Here is a 15,447-nt window from a genome sequence, read left to right as displayed (position 1 = left end):
CGCGGCCAGGTGCCGTCCCCCAGCCGCGCGGAGCCCCACCGTCGCACCCGGCGGGGACCCTCCAGGCCCGCCACCGGCCACGACACCGCGGCCAGGTGCCGTCCCCCAGCCGCGCGGAGCCCCACCGCGCCGTCCTCGGGAGGCCTCCGGCCCCCGCTCCGGACGACGCCGGTCCAAGGGGCTGGAGCTACGCCAGCTCGACCAGGTCGGCGAGGTCCTCGCTCCAGGCGTCCTCGGTGCCGTCGGGCAGCAGGATCACCTTGTCCGGGTCCAGCGCCCGCACCGCGCCCTCGTCGTGGGTGACCAGCACGATCGCGCCGGTGTAGGTGCGCAGCGCGTCGAGCACCTGCTCGCGGCTCGCGGGGTCGAGGTTGTTCGTCGGCTCGTCGAGCAGCAGCACGTTGGCACCGGAGACGACCAGCGTGGCCATCGCCAGCCGGGTCTTCTCGCCGCCGGAGAGCGTGCCGGCCCGCTGGTCGACCGTGTCGCCGGAGAACAGGAACGCGCCCAGGATCCGCCGGAGTTCGGTGTCGGTGGTCTCCGGGGCCGCCGCCCGCATGTTCTCGAGCAGTGAGCGGTCGTGGTCGAGGGTCTCGTGCTCCTGGGCGTAGTAGCCGACCCGCAGGCCGTGCCCGGGCCGCACCGCGCCGGTGTCGGGCGCCTCGGTGCCGGCCAGCATCCGCAGCAGGGTCGTCTTCCCGGCCCCGTTGAGGCCCAGCACGACCACCCGCGCGCCGCGGTCGACGGCGAGGTCGACGTCGGTGAAGACCTCCAGCGACCCGTAGCTCTTCGACAGGCCCTCCGCGGTGAGCGGCGTCTTCCCGCACGGCGCCGGCGTCGGGAAGCGCAGCTTGGCCACCCGGTCGGAGACCCGCACCGCCTCCAGGCCCGCGGCCAGTCGCTGGGCGCGCTTGTCCATGCTCTGCGCCGCCTTGGCCTTGGTCGCCTTGGCCCGCATCTTGTCGGCCTGGGCGGTGAGCGCGTCGATCTTGCGCTCGGTGTTGGCGCGCTCCTGCTTGCGGCGGCGCTCGTCGGTCTCCCGCTGCGCGAGGTAGGGCTTCCAGCCCAGGTTGTAGACGTCGACGGTGGCCCGGTTGGCGTCGAGGTGCCACACCTTGTTGACGACGGCGTCGAGCAGTTCGACGTCGTGGCTGATGACGATCAGCCCGCCCCTGTGCGCGGACAGGAAGCCCTTGAGCCAGGTGATCGAGTCGGCGTCGAGGTGGTTGGTGGGCTCGTCGAGCAGCAGCGTCTCGGCGTCGGAGAACAGGATGCGCGCGAGCTCCACACGGCGCCGCTGACCGCCGGAGAGCGTGCGCAGCGGCTGCCCCAGCACCCGGTCGGGCAGGCCCAGGGCGGTGCAGATGCGGGCCGCCTCGCTCTCGGCGGCGTACCCGCCCAGCGCCGCGAACTGGTCCTCAAGGCGGCCGTAGCGGCGGACCGCGCGGTCCCGCTCGACGTCGTCGGCGGGCTCGGCCATTGCGATCTGCGCCTTGGTCATCTGGGCGCGGAGGACGTCGAGCCCGCGGCCGGAGAGGACCCGGTCGCTGGCGGTGGTGTCGAGGTCCCCGCTGCGCGGGTCCTGCGGCAGGTAGCCGATCTCGCCGCTCACCTCGACCTTGCCGGCGTGCGGCAGCCGCTCGCCGGCGAGCGTGGTGAGCGTCGTGGTCTTGCCGGCACCGTTGCGGCCGACGAGCCCGATGCGGTCCCCGGACTGCACGCGGAGGGTGGCCTCGCTGATGAGGATGCGGGCGCCGGCGCGCAGCTCGAGACCGGTCGTCGTGATCACTGATCCCAGGGTAGGCGCTCGCGCGCCCGCATCCGACGGCATTCCACGGTGACGTCCGTCCACAGGCAGGCCGTGTGCGGGCCCCCGGGACCGTTCGGCGCGTCACCATCCCCTCCATGACCTCGGCGAACGGCGATCTGTGGGTGCTGCCCTGCCCGGTGTGCGGCCGAGGAGTCCTGCGGTCCGACCCGGGCCCGTGCGCGTCGTGCGGCCTGCCGGCGGTGGGACAGGCCGCACTCGTGGTCGCCCGGATCGAGGTGACGATCGACGAGATGGCCCGCGACCGCGACCGCCTGCTCGACACGCTCCGAGCGGCCGCGGCAGGCGCTCCACCCGCTCCGCCGGAAGCACCGGCCCGACCGGCGCACCGGGGGTCCCCCATCGCGGAGCGGGTGCCTCCCGGCCGGCCCGGGAGCGGACCGTTCCCCGCCGCGCCGCTCCCGGCCCCGTCGACGGAGGACCGCCCGCGGTTGCTACCCGCGCCCGCCCGCCGGATCAGCCCCCAGCAGGTGCTGCTCGGCCTGGGCGCGCTGCTGGTGGTCGCCGCCGCGATCGCCTTCGTCGCCGTGGCCTGGACCCGCCTCGGCCTGGTCTTCCAGGCGGCGGTGATGGGCACCGTCACGGTGAGCGCCTGCGGGATCTCGGCGTGGACGGCGCGGCGCGGGCTGCGGGCCACCGAGGAGGCGCTCGCGGCGGCAGGGGCCGCGTTGCTGGCCGTCGACCTCGGCGCGGCGCACGCGCTCGGGCTGTGGGGCCTCGACGGCGTCGTGCTGCGGCTGTGGACGGCGGCGTCGTGCGGGACCGTCGTCGCCGTCGCGCTCGCCCTGGGTCGGCTGACCCGCAGCACCACGACCTGGCCGCTCGTCGCCCTGCTCGCCGCCCAGCCGGTCCCGGTGCTGCTGGTGCCGGAGAGCGCCACGACGGCGGCCGTGGCCGCGCTGCTCGGCACCGCGCTGCTGGACGTGGGAACGCTGCTGCGGCTGCGGCCGGTGCTGGCGCCCATCGCGCAGGTGCTGGCGACCCTGGCCACGGTCGCCGCCGCGCTCGGTGGCACGGCCGTCGCCTGGTCGGGGACGGCGCTCGACGGGTGGATCGCGACCGCACTGCTCGCCGCGGCCGGGCCGGTCGGCCTGCTGTTGCGGCAGGAGCCGCGGCTGGCGGCCCGGCTGCCGCGGGCCGTGCTCGTCGCCGGGGTCGGGGCGGGGGTCGCCGCGGTGGCGCTGGCGGGGTCGCTCGCGCGCAGCGCCGCCCCGGGCTGGATGGTCGCCGCGGGGCTCGGCGTCGCCCTGCTCACCGCCTCGGTGCCCGTGGTGCGGCGACCGGTGCCGCTCGCCGCCCTGCTCGCGGGCGGCGGGGTGCTCGTCGTCCTCGGCGGTGCCCTGCTGGCGCTGGACCCCCGCCTGGGCCTGCTCGGTCTGGTCGTGGCCGCCGGCACCGTGCCCGCGGCGCTGGCCGCGGTGCGCGTGCCCGAGGTGCGCCGGACCGCACTGATCACCGCGCTGCTGTGCCCGCCGGGAGCGGTGCTGCTCGTCCGCGAGGACGGGTGGCTGACCTCGGCCGTGGCCGGGCTGCTCGTCGTGCTGGTCGCCGTCACCGGGTTCGCCCTGGCCAGCGCTCGGGTCCGCACCCCGGAGGAGCCGGTGGCGGCGGGGGCGGCCACCCTGGTCGCGCTGGTCGCCGCGCTCGCCACGGCCGAGGTGGGCGCCTGGGGGCAGACCGCGCTGCACCTGGGTCTCGGCGGTGCCGCGGCCGGGGTCTACGCGCTGGTCAGCCGCCGCAGGGACGTGGCGGTGCTCGCCGTCGCCGACCTCGTCGTCGCCGCCTGGGTCGCCGCGGCCGGGGCACGGGTCGAGACACCGGAGGCCTACACGCTGCCCGCGGCGCTCGGGCTGCTGCTGGTCACCCTGCCGCAGCTGCGGGCCCGGGGGTGGTCGTGGACGGCGGAGGGGCCGGCGCTCGCGACCGCCCTGGTCCCGTCCGCGCTGGTCGTGGTCGCCGAGCCTTCGGTGCTGCGCCTGGTCCTGGTCGTCGTCGCCGCGGCCGCGCTGACCGTGGGCGGCACGCTCGCCCACCGCCAGGCGCCGTTCGTCCTCGGGTCGGCCGCGCTGGCCTTCGTCGTCCTGAGCCGGCTGGCGCCCTACGCCCCGCTCGTGCCGCGCTGGCTCACCCTGGCCACCGTCGGCCTGACCCTGCTCATGCTCGGCGCGACCTACGAGCGGCGCCGGCAGCAGGCCCGCGAGGCGGTCGCCTGGGTGGCGCAGATGCGCTGACGCCGGCAGGTGTGGCCGCGCCCCCGCCTCTACCGTGGACATCGCCGCCAGGTGAGCGGGAGGGGGACGGCCATGGGCTCCGCGCCGGTGCCACCGCTGCCGGAGCGCGCCCGTCCGCCACTGGTCTTCCTCGTGGTCGGCGCGGTGCTGGTCGTCAGCGCCGGCGGGGCGGCGGCCGCGGTCTACGGCGGCGGCTCCGCGCGGCTGCTGCTCCTCGGTCTGGCCGCGGCGGCCGCCGGCGCCTCGGCATGGGGCTCCCGGGCCCGGCTGCGCGGCACCGAGGAGGTGCTGGCCGCGGCCGCCGTCGCCCTCGCCGTCCTCGGTGCCGACGCCGGCGCCTCGCTGTTGCGCGGCTCGGCCGTCCCCCCGGCCGTGCTGGCGGTCGGGTTCCTCGTCCTGTCCCGGCTGCTCCCCCGCCCGGCGACCTGGCCGCTGGCCGCCTGGGTCACCGGGCAGCTGGCCGTGCTACGGGCGCTGCAGGGCGTCGAGGACGGCGTACCGCGCACGGTCGCGGTGCTCGCCGTCGCGCTGGTCGGTCTCGGGGCGGTGCTCGCCGGACGCCGGATCGTGGCCCGCGTCGTGCTGCTCACGACCGTGCCGTGGTGGGTCACCGGCGTGCTCGAGGGCATCGCCACCGCGTGGGAGGGGCCGGGGGTCGCTCGCTGGCTCCCGGCCGTGCTCACCGTCGCCGCCGCGGCGGAGTTGCTGGTCGTGCGGCTGGAGCGCGACGTCGAGCCGCTGCTGGGCTCACGGTTCGTGGTGCCGGTCGTCTCGGGCGTGGTCGCGGGCGCCGCCGTCGGCGGGCCGTTGTCCGCGCCCGGACCCGGTGCGGTCATGCTCAGCGGCTTCGCCGGGGTGCTGCTGGCCGCGGTGTCCGCGGCCCTCCTCACCGGCTGGCGGGAGCGGTTCCTGCTGCCGGTGACGATCGGCGCCGGCGGCACGCTCGGGGTGCTGAGCGTCGTGCAGCTGGTGTCCGGGGGGCGCTGGCTGGAGTTGACCCTCCTGCTGCTCCTCACCGCGCTGCCGAGCCTGCTGGTGTCCGTGCTGCGGCCGGACGAGCGGCCGGTGTCGGTGCCCACCACGGTGGGCTGCGGAGCGGGCGCCGCGCTGTGCGCGGTCGCGGCGGACCTGCTCAGCCCGGCCGCCGCCGCGATCGTGCTCGGCCTGCTCTACGCCGGGACCCTCGCCATGGGACTCGCGCTGGAGGAGCACACCCGCCGGCCGACGCTGGTCGCCGGGGCCGTGTGCGCCGCCGTCGCGGTCGTCCTGCTGGTGGCCGCGCGCGACCGGCCGCCGCTGGCCTGGCAGCTCGCCGGGCAGGGGCTGCTCACGTGCGCCTGGGCGTGGCGCATCTGGCGGTGGGGGCCGCGCGAGGAGGCTGCCGCGGGCACCCGCGCGTGGCGCGCCGGCGCCGCGCAGCTGGTGCTGGCCGCGTGGACGGCGGTGGCCCTGTGGAACTGGTCGGTGCTCGAGGCGTTCACGCTGCCGCTGGCCGCGGGCCTGCTCGTCGCGGCCGGCCCACGGCTCGTCGACGGCCCGTCCTGGCCGGCGTGGGGACCGGGGCTGCTGGTCGCCGCCGTCCCGTCCGCGGTGTGGGCGGTGGTGGTCCCCGGCGGCCTCCGGTCACTGCTGGTCCTGCTGGCCGCCGCGGGCGTCATGGGCGTGGCCGCGTGGCGTGCGGTGCGCGCGCCGCTGCTCACCGGCGCGGGGACGGCGATCGGCCTCGCGGTGGGCCTGGCGCTGGTGGAACTCCCGCTGCCGGTGACCAGCGCCCTGGTGGTGGGGGTGGCGCTGGTCGTGCTGGGTGCGGGGCGGGAGCGCCGCCCGGTGGCCGGCTTCGGCGCCCGGCTCGCCGAGATGCGCTGACCGCGAGAGACGACGCCGGCCCGCGTCCCGGGCGGGACGCGGACCGACAGTGACGTACTGGAGCGGCCCCCAGAGGACCAGGCCGGTGGCCCCTCGCAGGGTCCCGCCGCGAGCCTGCGAGCGGTGGGGCGAGGGGTCCTTCTTCAGACGCGGAAGCCCAGGGCGCGGAGCTGCTCGCGGCCGTCGTCGGTGATCTTGTCGGGACCCCACGGCGGCATCCAGACCCAGTTGATCCGGACGTCGTCCACCAGGCCGGGACCGGGGCCGCCGGTCAGCGCCTCGCGGGCCTGGTCCTCGATGACGTCGGTCAGCGGACAGGCCGCCGAGGTCAGCGTCATGTCGATGACGGCGACGTCGTCCACCACGTCGATGCCGTAGACCAGGCCGAGGTCGACGACGTTGACGCCGAGCTCGGGGTCGACGACGTCGCGCATGGCCTCCTCGACGTCCTCGACCAGCGCCGACTTGTAGGCCGGCAGCTGGCCCGCCGTCTCCTCGGCGGCCGGTGCGGTGTTCTCGGTCGTCTCGCTCACGACTGCCCTCCCGGTGGGGCGGTGGGGTGGGTGACTGACAGGGCTCGTGCGCTGGCGTCCTTCAGGGCCATCCAGCTCATCAGCGCGCACTTGATGCGCGCCGGGTACTTGGACACCCCGGCGAACGCGACGGCGTCCTCGAGCTCGTCCTCGAGCTTCTCGGCCACCGCCGGGTCGCCCTTGCTCTGCATCAGCGTCATGAAGTGCTCACCGGTCTCCAGCGCCTCGGGCACCGTCTTGCCGATGACCAGCTCGTACATCGCCGACACCGACGCCTGGCTGATCGAGCAGCCCATCCCCTCGTAGGAGATGTCGGCGAGGCGGTCGCCGTCCAGGTGCACCCGCAGGGTCACCTCGTCCCCGCAGGTGGGGTTGACGTGGTGCACCTCGGCCTCGAACGGCTCGCGGAGCCCGCGGCCGTGGGGGTTCCGGTAGTGGTCCAGGATGATCTCCTGGTACATCGACTCCAGTTGCATGTCAGGCATCAACCTCCGCCCGAGCAACGCCGAAGAACTCCTGCGCCTTCCGGATGCCGTCGGCCAGTGCGTCGATGTCGTCGTACCCGGTGTGCACGTAGAACGTCGCGCGCGTGGTCGCCGGGACGCCGTAGCGCCGGACGACGGGCCACGCGCAGTGGTGGCCGACCCGGACCTCGACGCCGAGGTCGTCGAGGACCTGGCCGACGTCGTGCGGGTGGACCCCCTCGACCGTGAACGAGATCGCGCCGCCGCGGGCCACGGTGTCGGGCGGGCCGACCACCGTCACGCCGGGGATCTCAGCCAGCTTCTCCAGCGCGTACGCGGTGAGCGCCTCCTCGTGCGCGTGCACGTTCGCCATGCCGAGGCGCTGCAGGTACTCGACGGCGGCGGCCAGGCCGATCACCTGTGCCGTCATCGGCACGCCGGCCTCGAAGCGCTGCGGCGGGGGCATGAACGTGCTGCCCTCCATCCGCACGACCTCGATCATCGAGCCGCCGGTGAGGAACGGCGGCAGCGCGTCGAGGACCTCGTAGCGGCCCCAGAGGACGCCGACCCCCGTCGGGCCGAGCATCTTGTGCCCGGAGAAGACGAGGAAGTCCGCGCCGAGGGCGGTGACGTCGACCGGCTGGTGCGGCACCGACTGCGCGCCGTCCACCAGGACCAGCGCACCGACCTCGTGGGCCCGCGCCACGATGGGCTGCAGCGGGTTGATCGTGCCCAGGATGTTCGACTGCTGGGTGACCGCGACCAGCTTGGTCCGCTCGTTGACCACGGTGCCGAGGTCGGCGAGGTCCAGCCGGCCGTCGTCGGTCAGCCCGAGCCAGCGCAGGGTGGCGCCGGTGCGCTCGCACAGCTGCTGCCAGGGCACCAGGTTGGCGTGGTGCTCCATCTCGGTCACGACGATCTCGTCGCCCTGGCCGACGGCGTACCGGCGGAACTCGGGCTCCTTGGCCGTGGCCGCGTTGGACAGCGCGTAGGCGACCAGGTTGATCGCCTCGGTGCTGTTGCGGGTGAAGACGACCTCCTCGGCCGGTGCGCCGATGAACGCGCCGATCGTGGCCCGCGCCGCCTCGTAGCGGCCGGTCGCCTCCTCCGCCAGCTGGTGCGCGCCCCGGTGGGGAGCGGCGTTGCAGGTCTCGTAGAAGTCCCGCTCGGCGTCCAGGACGCTGCGCGGCTTCTGCGACGTGGCCCCCGAGTCGAGGTAGACCAGCCGCTTCCCGTCGCGGACGGTGCGCGACAGGATCGGGAAGTCCGCCCGGATCGCCTCGATGTCCAGAGGCAGGGGCGCCTTCTGCGCCCCTGTACCGGGACGCGAGACGGTCTGGGTCATGCGGACGCACCCTCCACGGCTGCCTTCTCTGCGCTGGCCTGCTCGTTCGAGTCCTTCACGTAGGCGGCGTAGCCCTCGTTCTCCAGCTTCTCCGCCAGCTCCGGGCCGCCCTCCTCGGCGATCCGTCCGTTGACGAAGACGTGCACGAAGTCCGGCTTGATGTAGCGCAGGATCCGCGTGTAGTGCGTGATCAGCAGGACGCCGACGTCGCCCTCCTCGCGGGTGCGGTTGACGCCCTCGGAGACGATCCGCAGCGCGTCGACGTCGAGGCCGGAGTCGGTCTCGTCGAGGACGGCGATGCGCGGCTTGAGCAGCCGCATCTGCAGGATCTCGTGGCGCTTCTTCTCACCGCCGGAGAAGCCCTCGTTGACGTTGCGCTCGGCGAACGCGGGGTCCATCTCCAGGGCCGCCATCTCGTTCTTGACGTCCTTGACCCAGGTGCGCAGCTTGGGCGCCTCGCCCTGGACCGCGGTGGCGGCGGTGCGCAGGAAGTTCGACACCGAGACGCCGGGGACCTCGACCGGGTACTGCATGGCCAGGAACAGGCCGGCGCGGGCGCGCTCGTCGACGCTCATCGCGAGGACGTCCTCGCCGTCGAGGGTCACCGAGCCACGGGTGATCGTGTACTTCGGGTGGCCCGCGATCGAGTACGCCAGGGTCGACTTGCCCGACCCGTTCGGCCCCATGATCGCGTGCGTCTCACCGGACCGGACGGTCAGGTCGACGCCGCGGAGGATCTCCTTCGCGTCGTCGCCCTCCCCCACGGTGACGTGCAGGTCGCGGATCTCCAGCACGGACACTCTTCTTCTCGCTCCTCAGTTGCTGGCCGCGGGGACCTCGGCGTCGACGTCCACCAGGACGTCGTCGCCGTCGACCCGGACCGGGTAGACGGGCACCGGCTCGGTGGCCGGCAGGTTGGTGGGCTCACCGGTGCGCAGGTCGAAGCACGACCCGTGCAGGTAGCACTCGATGGTGGGGGCGCCGCCGAACTCCTCGACGTCGCCGTCGGACAGCGGGACCTCCGCGTGCGAGCAGAGGTCCTCGATCGCGAAGACCTCGCCCTCGAACCGGACGACGGCGACGTCGACGTCCGCGAGCTCGACCCGCAGGGAGCCGTTCTCGGGGACCTCCGACAGCGCGCACACCCGCTCGAAACTCACGCGCCGACCTCCACGGGCTGCTCGTGCAGGCCCGGCAGGGCGCCGAGACGGGCCTCGATGGAGCCCATCAGGCGGTCCTGCAGCTCGGGCAGGCCGATGTGCTGGACGACGTCGGCGAAGAAGCCGCGGACCACCAGGCGACGCGCGGTCTCGGCGTCGATCCCCCGCGAGCAGAGGTAGAACAGCTGCTCGTCGTCGAACCGGCCGGTGGCGCTGGCGTGACCGGCGCCGACGATCTCGCCGGTCTCGATCTCCAGGTTCGGCACCGAGTCGGCGCGGGCGCCGTCGGTGAGCACCAGGTTCCGGTTGAGCTCGTAGGTGTCGGTGCCGGTGGCCGTCGGGCGGATGCGGACGTCGCCGATCCAGACCGTGCGCGCCTTCTCCCCCTGCAGCGCGCCCTTGTAGAGCACGTTGCTGCTGCAGTTCGGCACGGCGTGGTCGACCCACAGCCGGTGCTCCTGGTGCTGGGTCTCGTCGGCGAAGTACACGCCGAACAGCTCCGCCGTCCCGCCGGGGCCGGCGTACTGGACGTTGCTCAGCAGCCGGACGAGGTCGCCGCCGAGGGTGACCACGACCTGCTTGAAGGTCGCGTCGCGGCCGACGACCGCGTCGAACTGGCCGCCGTGCACGGCGCCGGGCGCCCAGTCCTGCACCGAGACGACGGTGACCTGGGCGCCGTCCCCCACGAGGACGGCGACGCCCCCGGAGTACCTCGCCAGGCCGGCGTGGTCGAGGACGACCGTCGCCTTCGCGAACGGGCCGACCTCCACGACCAGCTGGCCCCACACGACCTCGTCCGCGCCGGTGCCCGACAGCCGCAGGGTGACCGGGCGGTCGAGCTGGGCCTCGGCCGGCACGCGGACGACGGCGGCGCCGCCGCTGCGCTGCCGGGTGAGGGCGGCCAGCCGGTCGGCCGGCTCGGGCAGTCCCTTGATCAGCGGGTCGTCGGCGTCGACGCTGGTCAGCTCGACGCCCTCGGGCAGGTCGGTGTCCCACTGCAGGTGCGCGTCGGACGGCGCCCCCTGCAGCAGCGGGCGGATCCGGCGCATCGGGGTGAAGCGCCAGGCCTCCTCGCGGCCGGTCGGCTCGCCGAACGCGTCCGGGTCGGTCGAGGTGAACCGCTCCGCCGGGGACCCGGTGGGCGTCGGGCCGCCGTGCGAGTGGGCCCCCGGGGTGGCGCGGCCGGCGGTGGCCGTCTCCGAGGCCGGGGTGGTCGGCGGGCCGGCCTGCGCACCCACGCCGGGGGCGAACAGCTCGCCGGCGAGGGTGGCGGGCGCGACCGCGACGTCCTCGGTGGTGCTGGGGGTGTTCTGGTCCGCCATCAGCCGACGGCACCTTCCATCTGCAGCTCGATCAGGCGGTTCAGCTCGAGGGCGTACTCCATGGGGAGCTCGCGGGCGATCGGCTCCACGAAGCCGCGGACCACCATCGCCATCGCCTCGTCCTCGGACAGGCCGCGGCTCATCAGGTAGAAGAGCTGGTCGTCGCTGACCCGGGAGACGGTCGCCTCGTGGCCCATCGCGACGTCGTCCTCGCGGACGTCGACGTAGGGGTAGGTGTCCGAGCGGCTGATCGTGTCGACCAGCAGCGCGTCGCACTTCACCGTCGACTTCGACCCGTACGCGCCCTCGTCGATCTGGACCAAACCGCGGTAGGAGGTCCGGCCGCCGCCACGGGCCACCGACTTCGACACGATCGTCGAGGAGGTGTTCGGCGCCGCGTGCACCATCTTGGCGCCGGCGTCCTGGTGCTGGCCCTCGCCGGCGAAGGCGATGGAGAGCACCTCGCCCTTGGCGTGCTCGCCGGTCATCCAGACCGCCGGGTACTTCATGGTCACCTTGGAACCGAGGTTGCCGTCGACCCACTCCATGGTCGCGCCCTCGTGGGCGATCGCCCGCTTGGTGACCAGGTTGTAGACGTTGTTCGACCAGTTCTGGATGGTCGTGTACCGGCAGCGGGCGTTCTTCTTGACGATGATCTCGACGACCGCCGAGTGCAGCGAGTCGCTCTTGTAGATGGGCGCGGTGCAGCCCTCGACGTAGTGCACGTACGCGCCCTCGTCGACGATGATCAGCGTCCGCTCGAACTGGCCCATGTTCTCGGTGTTGATCCGGAAGTAGGCCTGCAGCGGGATCTCCACGTGCACGCCCTTCGGCACGTAGATGAACGAGCCACCCGACCACACCGCGGTGTTCAGCGCGGCGAACTTGTTGTCGCCGGACGGGATGACCGAGCCGAAGTACTCCTTGAAGAGGTCCTCGTGCTCCTTGAGCGCCGTGTCGGTGTCGAGGAAGACGACGCCCTGCTCCTCGAGGTCCTCACGGATCTTGTGGTAGACGACCTCGGACTCGTACTGGGCGGCGACACCGGCGATCAGCCGCTGCTTCTCGGCCTCCGGGATGCCCAGCTTGTCGTAGGTGTTCTTGATGTCCTCGGGCAACTCGTCCCACGACGTGGCCTGCTGCTCGGTGGAGCGGACGAAGTACTTGATGTTCTGGAAGTCGATGCCGGAGAGGTCCGAGCCCCAGTCGGGCATGGGCTTGCGCTCGAAGAGCTTGAGGGCCTTCAGGCGCCGCTCGAGCATCCACTCCGGCTCGTTCTTGCGGCGCGAGATGTCCCGGACGACCTCCTCGTCCAGGCCGCGACGGGCCGACGCCCCGGCGACGTCGGCGTCAGCCCAGCCGTACTGGTAGCGGCCGAGCTGCTCGATCTGCTCGTCCTGCGTCAGCGGCGTGCTGCTCACCGGCTGCTGGGTGCTGGTCATGCGGGCGTCCTCTCCCGGGTGTTCGTGAGGGTGGAGCTGGTGGACGGTGCGGTGCGCTGGGTGGCCGGATCCGGCCGCGCTCCCCGCTCACCTGGTACAGGGCGCGCGGGGCTCGATCTGTTCCCCGCGCGGGTGTGAGCGACGACCCCCGTCCGCAGCGGGCCGGGGATGTGGGTGGTGCAGACGCCGTCGCCGTGGGCGATCGTCGCCAGGCGCTGTACGTGCGTACCCACCAGGCGGCCGATCACCGCCGTCTCGGCCTCGCACAGCTGCGGGAACTCCGCCGCCACGTGCGCCACCGGACAGTGGTGCTGGCAGAGCTGCCCGCCGCTGGAGATCGCCGAGGCCGAGGCAGCGTAGCCCTCGGCCGTCAGCGCCGTGGCGAGCACCTGCGCCCGGTCGACGGGGGCGCCCGAGCCGGCGGCCTGCTCCACCGCGGTCGAGCAGCGCTGCTCCAGGCCGGACAGCTGCTGCTCGGCGACCGCCCGGACCGCCTCGGGGCCGCCCTGGGCGGCGACGAAGCGGAGCGCGGTGAGCGCGAGGTCGTCGTAGGCGTGCGGGAACGTCGAGCGGCCGGCGTCGGTCAGGTGGAACAGCCGGGCCGGCCGGCCGCGGCCGCGCGGGGCGCCCGTCGCGTGTCGCTCCTCGACCCGCCCGGTGGCCACCAGGGCGTCGAGGTGCCGGCGGACGGCGGTCGGCGAGACCCCCAGCCGCGCGGCGAGCTCGCTCGCGGTCTGGGGCCCGTGCTCGAGCAGGAGCGCGGTGACGCGGTGGCGGGTGCGCCGGTCGTCGGCGGCCGCCGACGACCGGGGCGCGCTGCCCGCCGGCACCCGGTCGCTTTCCACAACACAAGTGTTACCTATTTCCCGGCGCTCGCAAGGAAGGCTGACCTAACTGGAGGACCCCGCCCCCCTCACCCCTCGCACGCTCGGGGCGCGCCTCCAGACGGGGGCCACGTCGGGCGCGGGACCTGCGGCGATGGCCCGGCACCGGTTCCCGCGCCGGCCTGTGACCGGGACCCCACCCGCCCGTGGCCGCCGCGACGCCCGCCGGCCCGGGAGGTGCGACGGCGCCACCGCCTAGCATCGGGACGTGCCGGTCTCCCCTGCCGTCGTCTCGCGCATCGCCCTCGCCAACGCCGCCGCCAACGGGGCCATCGTGCTCACCGGCGGAGCGGTCCGGCTGACCGGTTCGGGGCTCGGGTGCCCCACCTGGCCGCGCTGCACCGACGAGAGCTTCGTCGCCACCCCCGAGCTGGCCGGGCACGGCGTCATCGAGTTCGGCAACCGGCTGCTGACGTTCGTCCTCGCCGCCGTGGCGATCGCCACCGTGGTGGCGGTCTACCGCTCCTCCCGGCGGGACCTCCGCGCGCTCGCCGTCCTCTCCTTCCTCGGCATCCCCGCGCAGGCGCTGCTCGGCGGCGTCACCGTGCTGACCGGGCTGAACCCGTGGACGGTGGCGGCGCACTTCCTGCTCTCGTCGGTCCTCGTGGCGCTGACGACCGTGCTGTGGCTGCGCTCCCGCGAGCCGGGGGTGGGCCAGCTGCTGGTGCGCCGCCCGTTCGCGCTGCTGGTCACCGGCATCGGCGTGGCCACGGCCGCCGTCCTGGTGCTCGGCACCGTGGTGACCGGCAGTGGTCCGCACAGCGGCGACCCCGCGGCCGGCCGCACCGGCCTCGACCCCGAACTGGTCAGCCAGCTGCACGCCGACGTCGTCTTCCTGCTCCTCGGCCTCACCGTGGCGCTGCTGGTCGCCCTCTACGCCACCGACTCCCCCGGCCGCGTGAGGCGGGCCGTCCGCGACCTGCTGGTGGTGCAGCTGCTGCAGGGCGTCGTCGGCTACGTGCAGTACTTCACCCACCTGCCGGTGGTCCTGGTGCTCGCGCACATGCTCGGCGCGGTGCTGGTCACGGCGTTCACTGCGCGGCTGGCGTGGTCGGTGCGCGGCCCGGCGTCCGAGCTGCCGCTGGAGACCCCCTCCGTCCCCGCGCCCGCCGCCCGCTGAGGCCGGGGCGGCCGCTCGGCCGCCCTGCCGGACCGCGGTCTCCCCGCCGTCCTCGCCGTGTCGTCGCCTCCCTCGCCGCACACCGCGAGGACGGCGACCACGCGGCGAGGGAGCTGCCGGAGTCCCCGGCCCGACCGGGGGGCGGTGACGGGGCTGTGGCTCCCGACGCGGCTCCGGCGCCCACGGCGCGGCTCCGGCCGGCACCCGAGCCGGGCCTCGACCCTCAGACCAGGACGTCGACGATGATCGCGATCGACAGCAGCGTCATGTACGTGATGGAGATGTGGAACAGCTGCATCGGCCGGGTCTGCGCGCCGGACCTGATCCGGCCGAGCAGCCGGTGCGCCTCGATCGCGAACCACAGGCCCAGGCCGGCCGCGGCTGCCGTGTAGATCCAGCCGATGCCGGTCGCCGCGCCCACCGGCCACAGCAGCAGCGAGACGGCGACGGTCAGCCACGTCCAGACGACGGTCTGCCGGCCCACCGACAGCGGGGTGGCCACCACCGGCAGCATCGGCACGTCGGCGCGGGCGTAGTCGGCGCGGAAGCGCATCGCCAGCGCCCAGAAGTGCGGCAGCTGCCAGCAGAAGACGACGCCGAAGAAGACCACCGCCGGCCACGCCAGCGAGCCGGTCACCGCGGCCCAGCCGATGAGCACCGGCGCCGCACCGGGCACGCCGCCGAACAGCGTCGAGTGCCGGGTGTGCCGCTTGAGCACCATCGTGTACAGGACCGCGTAGTAGACGATCGCGCCCAGCGCCAGGACGGCGGCCAGCAGCGTCGTCGTGGCCGCCAGCAGGGTGACCGACAGCACGGTCAGCGCCAGGCCGAAGACCAGCGCCCCGCGCGGGCTCACCTCGCCCATCGGCAGCGGCCGCCGCTCGGTGCGGTGCATGAGCCGGTCGATGTCGCGGTCGTACCAGCAGTTGAAGACGTTGGCCGCGCCCGCGGCGAGGGTGCCGCCGGCCATCGTCGCCAGCAGCAGCCGCCAGGACGGCCAGCCGTGCGCGGCGAGCATCATCGCCGGCACCGTCGTCACCAGCAGCAGCTCGATGATCCGCGGCTTGGTCAGGGCCACGTAGGCCTTGACCGTGGTGGAGAGGCGGCGGGCCTGGACGGCCGGCCGCTCGGAGAGCGCCGTCACCGCGAGGCTCCGGTCGGGCGGAGACGGGGGCAGGGCACCACCGGGCACCAGGACAGCACGGGGTCCCTTCCGAGCGGGGACAGCGGAACGCGACAACTGTATCCCCCG

General features: G+C 74.4%; 13 protein-coding genes. 3 read left to right on the top strand and 10 right to left on the bottom strand.

Going from position 1 to position 15,447, the window contains the following annotated elements:
- Nucleotides 1-187: 187 nt before the first annotated feature.
- Nucleotides 188-1,789, bottom strand: a complete 1,602-nt coding sequence (locus tag ACI782_RS21850; RefSeq protein WP_456912202.1) for an ABC-F family ATP-binding cassette domain-containing protein — start codon at nucleotides 1,787-1,789, stop codon at nucleotides 188-190.
- 116 nt (nucleotides 1,790-1,905) lie between these two features.
- On the opposite strand from ACI782_RS21850, the gene ACI782_RS21845 reads away from it, so the two are divergent.
- Together ACI782_RS21845 and ACI782_RS21840 are read left to right on the top strand one after the other, a co-directional pair.
- Nucleotides 1,906-4,059, top strand: a complete 2,154-nt coding sequence (locus ACI782_RS21845) for an SCO7613 C-terminal domain-containing membrane protein (RefSeq protein WP_456912201.1) — start codon at nucleotides 1,906-1,908, stop codon at nucleotides 4,057-4,059.
- 72 nt (nucleotides 4,060-4,131) lie between these two features.
- Complete coding sequence (locus ACI782_RS21840) at nucleotides 4,132-5,925, top strand: SCO7613 C-terminal domain-containing membrane protein (protein ID WP_456912200.1); 1,794 nt, start codon at nucleotides 4,132-4,134, stop codon at nucleotides 5,923-5,925.
- Nucleotides 5,926-6,068: 143 nt separating this feature from the next.
- On the opposite strand, the gene ACI782_RS21835 is transcribed toward ACI782_RS21840, so the two are convergent.
- The 8 genes from ACI782_RS21835 to ACI782_RS21800 are packed head-to-tail and all read right to left on the bottom strand — an operon-like array spanning nucleotide 6,069 to nucleotide 13,036.
- Nucleotides 6,069-6,458: a metal-sulfur cluster assembly factor gene (locus ACI782_RS21835; protein ID WP_456912199.1), complete on the bottom strand. Its 390-nt coding sequence runs from the start codon at nucleotides 6,456-6,458 to the stop codon at nucleotides 6,069-6,071.
- The gene (gene sufU / locus ACI782_RS21830) at nucleotides 6,455-6,943 is read right to left on the bottom strand and encodes a Fe-S cluster assembly sulfur transfer protein SufU (RefSeq protein WP_456912198.1); all 489 of its coding nucleotides are present in this window, start codon (nucleotides 6,941-6,943) and stop codon (nucleotides 6,455-6,457) included. The genes ACI782_RS21835 and sufU overlap by 4 nt, the downstream gene beginning before the upstream one ends.
- A complete protein-coding gene (locus ACI782_RS21825; RefSeq protein WP_456912197.1) occupies nucleotides 6,936-8,267 on the bottom strand; it encodes a cysteine desulfurase in 1,332 nt (443 codons plus the stop codon). Before ACI782_RS21825 ends, sufU begins: the two co-directional genes overlap by 8 nt.
- Nucleotides 8,264-9,067: a Fe-S cluster assembly ATPase SufC gene (gene sufC / locus ACI782_RS21820; RefSeq protein ID WP_456912196.1), complete on the bottom strand. Its 804-nt coding sequence runs from the start codon at nucleotides 9,065-9,067 to the stop codon at nucleotides 8,264-8,266. The genes ACI782_RS21825 and sufC overlap by 4 nt, the downstream gene beginning before the upstream one ends.
- Before the next feature lie 15 nt (nucleotides 9,068-9,082).
- Nucleotides 9,083-9,427, bottom strand: coding sequence for a non-heme iron oxygenase ferredoxin subunit (locus tag ACI782_RS21815; protein ID WP_456912195.1), 345 nt, complete (start codon nucleotides 9,425-9,427; stop codon nucleotides 9,083-9,085).
- A complete protein-coding gene (sufD, locus tag ACI782_RS21810; protein ID WP_456912194.1) occupies nucleotides 9,424-10,749 on the bottom strand; it encodes a Fe-S cluster assembly protein SufD in 1,326 nt (441 codons plus the stop codon). Before sufD ends, ACI782_RS21815 begins: the two co-directional genes overlap by 4 nt.
- Nucleotides 10,749-12,191: a Fe-S cluster assembly protein SufB gene (sufB, locus tag ACI782_RS21805; RefSeq protein WP_456912193.1), complete on the bottom strand. Its 1,443-nt coding sequence runs from the start codon at nucleotides 12,189-12,191 to the stop codon at nucleotides 10,749-10,751. The genes sufD and sufB overlap by 1 nt, the downstream gene beginning before the upstream one ends.
- Nucleotides 12,188-13,036 carry a helix-turn-helix transcriptional regulator gene (locus ACI782_RS21800; protein WP_456912192.1) on the bottom strand — a complete coding sequence of 283 codons (849 nt, stop codon included), beginning with the start codon at nucleotides 13,034-13,036 and terminating at the stop codon, nucleotides 12,188-12,190. Before ACI782_RS21800 ends, sufB begins: the two co-directional genes overlap by 4 nt.
- A gap of 247 nt (nucleotides 13,037-13,283) precedes the next feature.
- Here ACI782_RS21800 and ACI782_RS21795 point away from each other — a divergent pair, with 247 nt between their 5' ends.
- Nucleotides 13,284-14,195 (top strand): COX15/CtaA family protein, encoded by a 912-nt coding sequence (locus ACI782_RS21795; RefSeq protein WP_456912191.1) that lies wholly within the window; start codon nucleotides 13,284-13,286, stop codon nucleotides 14,193-14,195.
- A 223-nt stretch (nucleotides 14,196-14,418) separates the two neighbouring features.
- Here the strand turns inward: ACI782_RS21795 and ACI782_RS21790 are convergent, their stop codons facing one another.
- Nucleotides 14,419-15,339: a heme o synthase gene (locus ACI782_RS21790; RefSeq protein ID WP_456912190.1), complete on the bottom strand. Its 921-nt coding sequence runs from the start codon at nucleotides 15,337-15,339 to the stop codon at nucleotides 14,419-14,421.
- Between the last annotated feature and the right edge of the window lie 108 nt (nucleotides 15,340-15,447).

This window comes from Geodermatophilus sp. SYSU D00703 (assembly GCF_054050155.1).
This window is presented reverse-complemented; position numbering and strand designations above follow the sequence as displayed.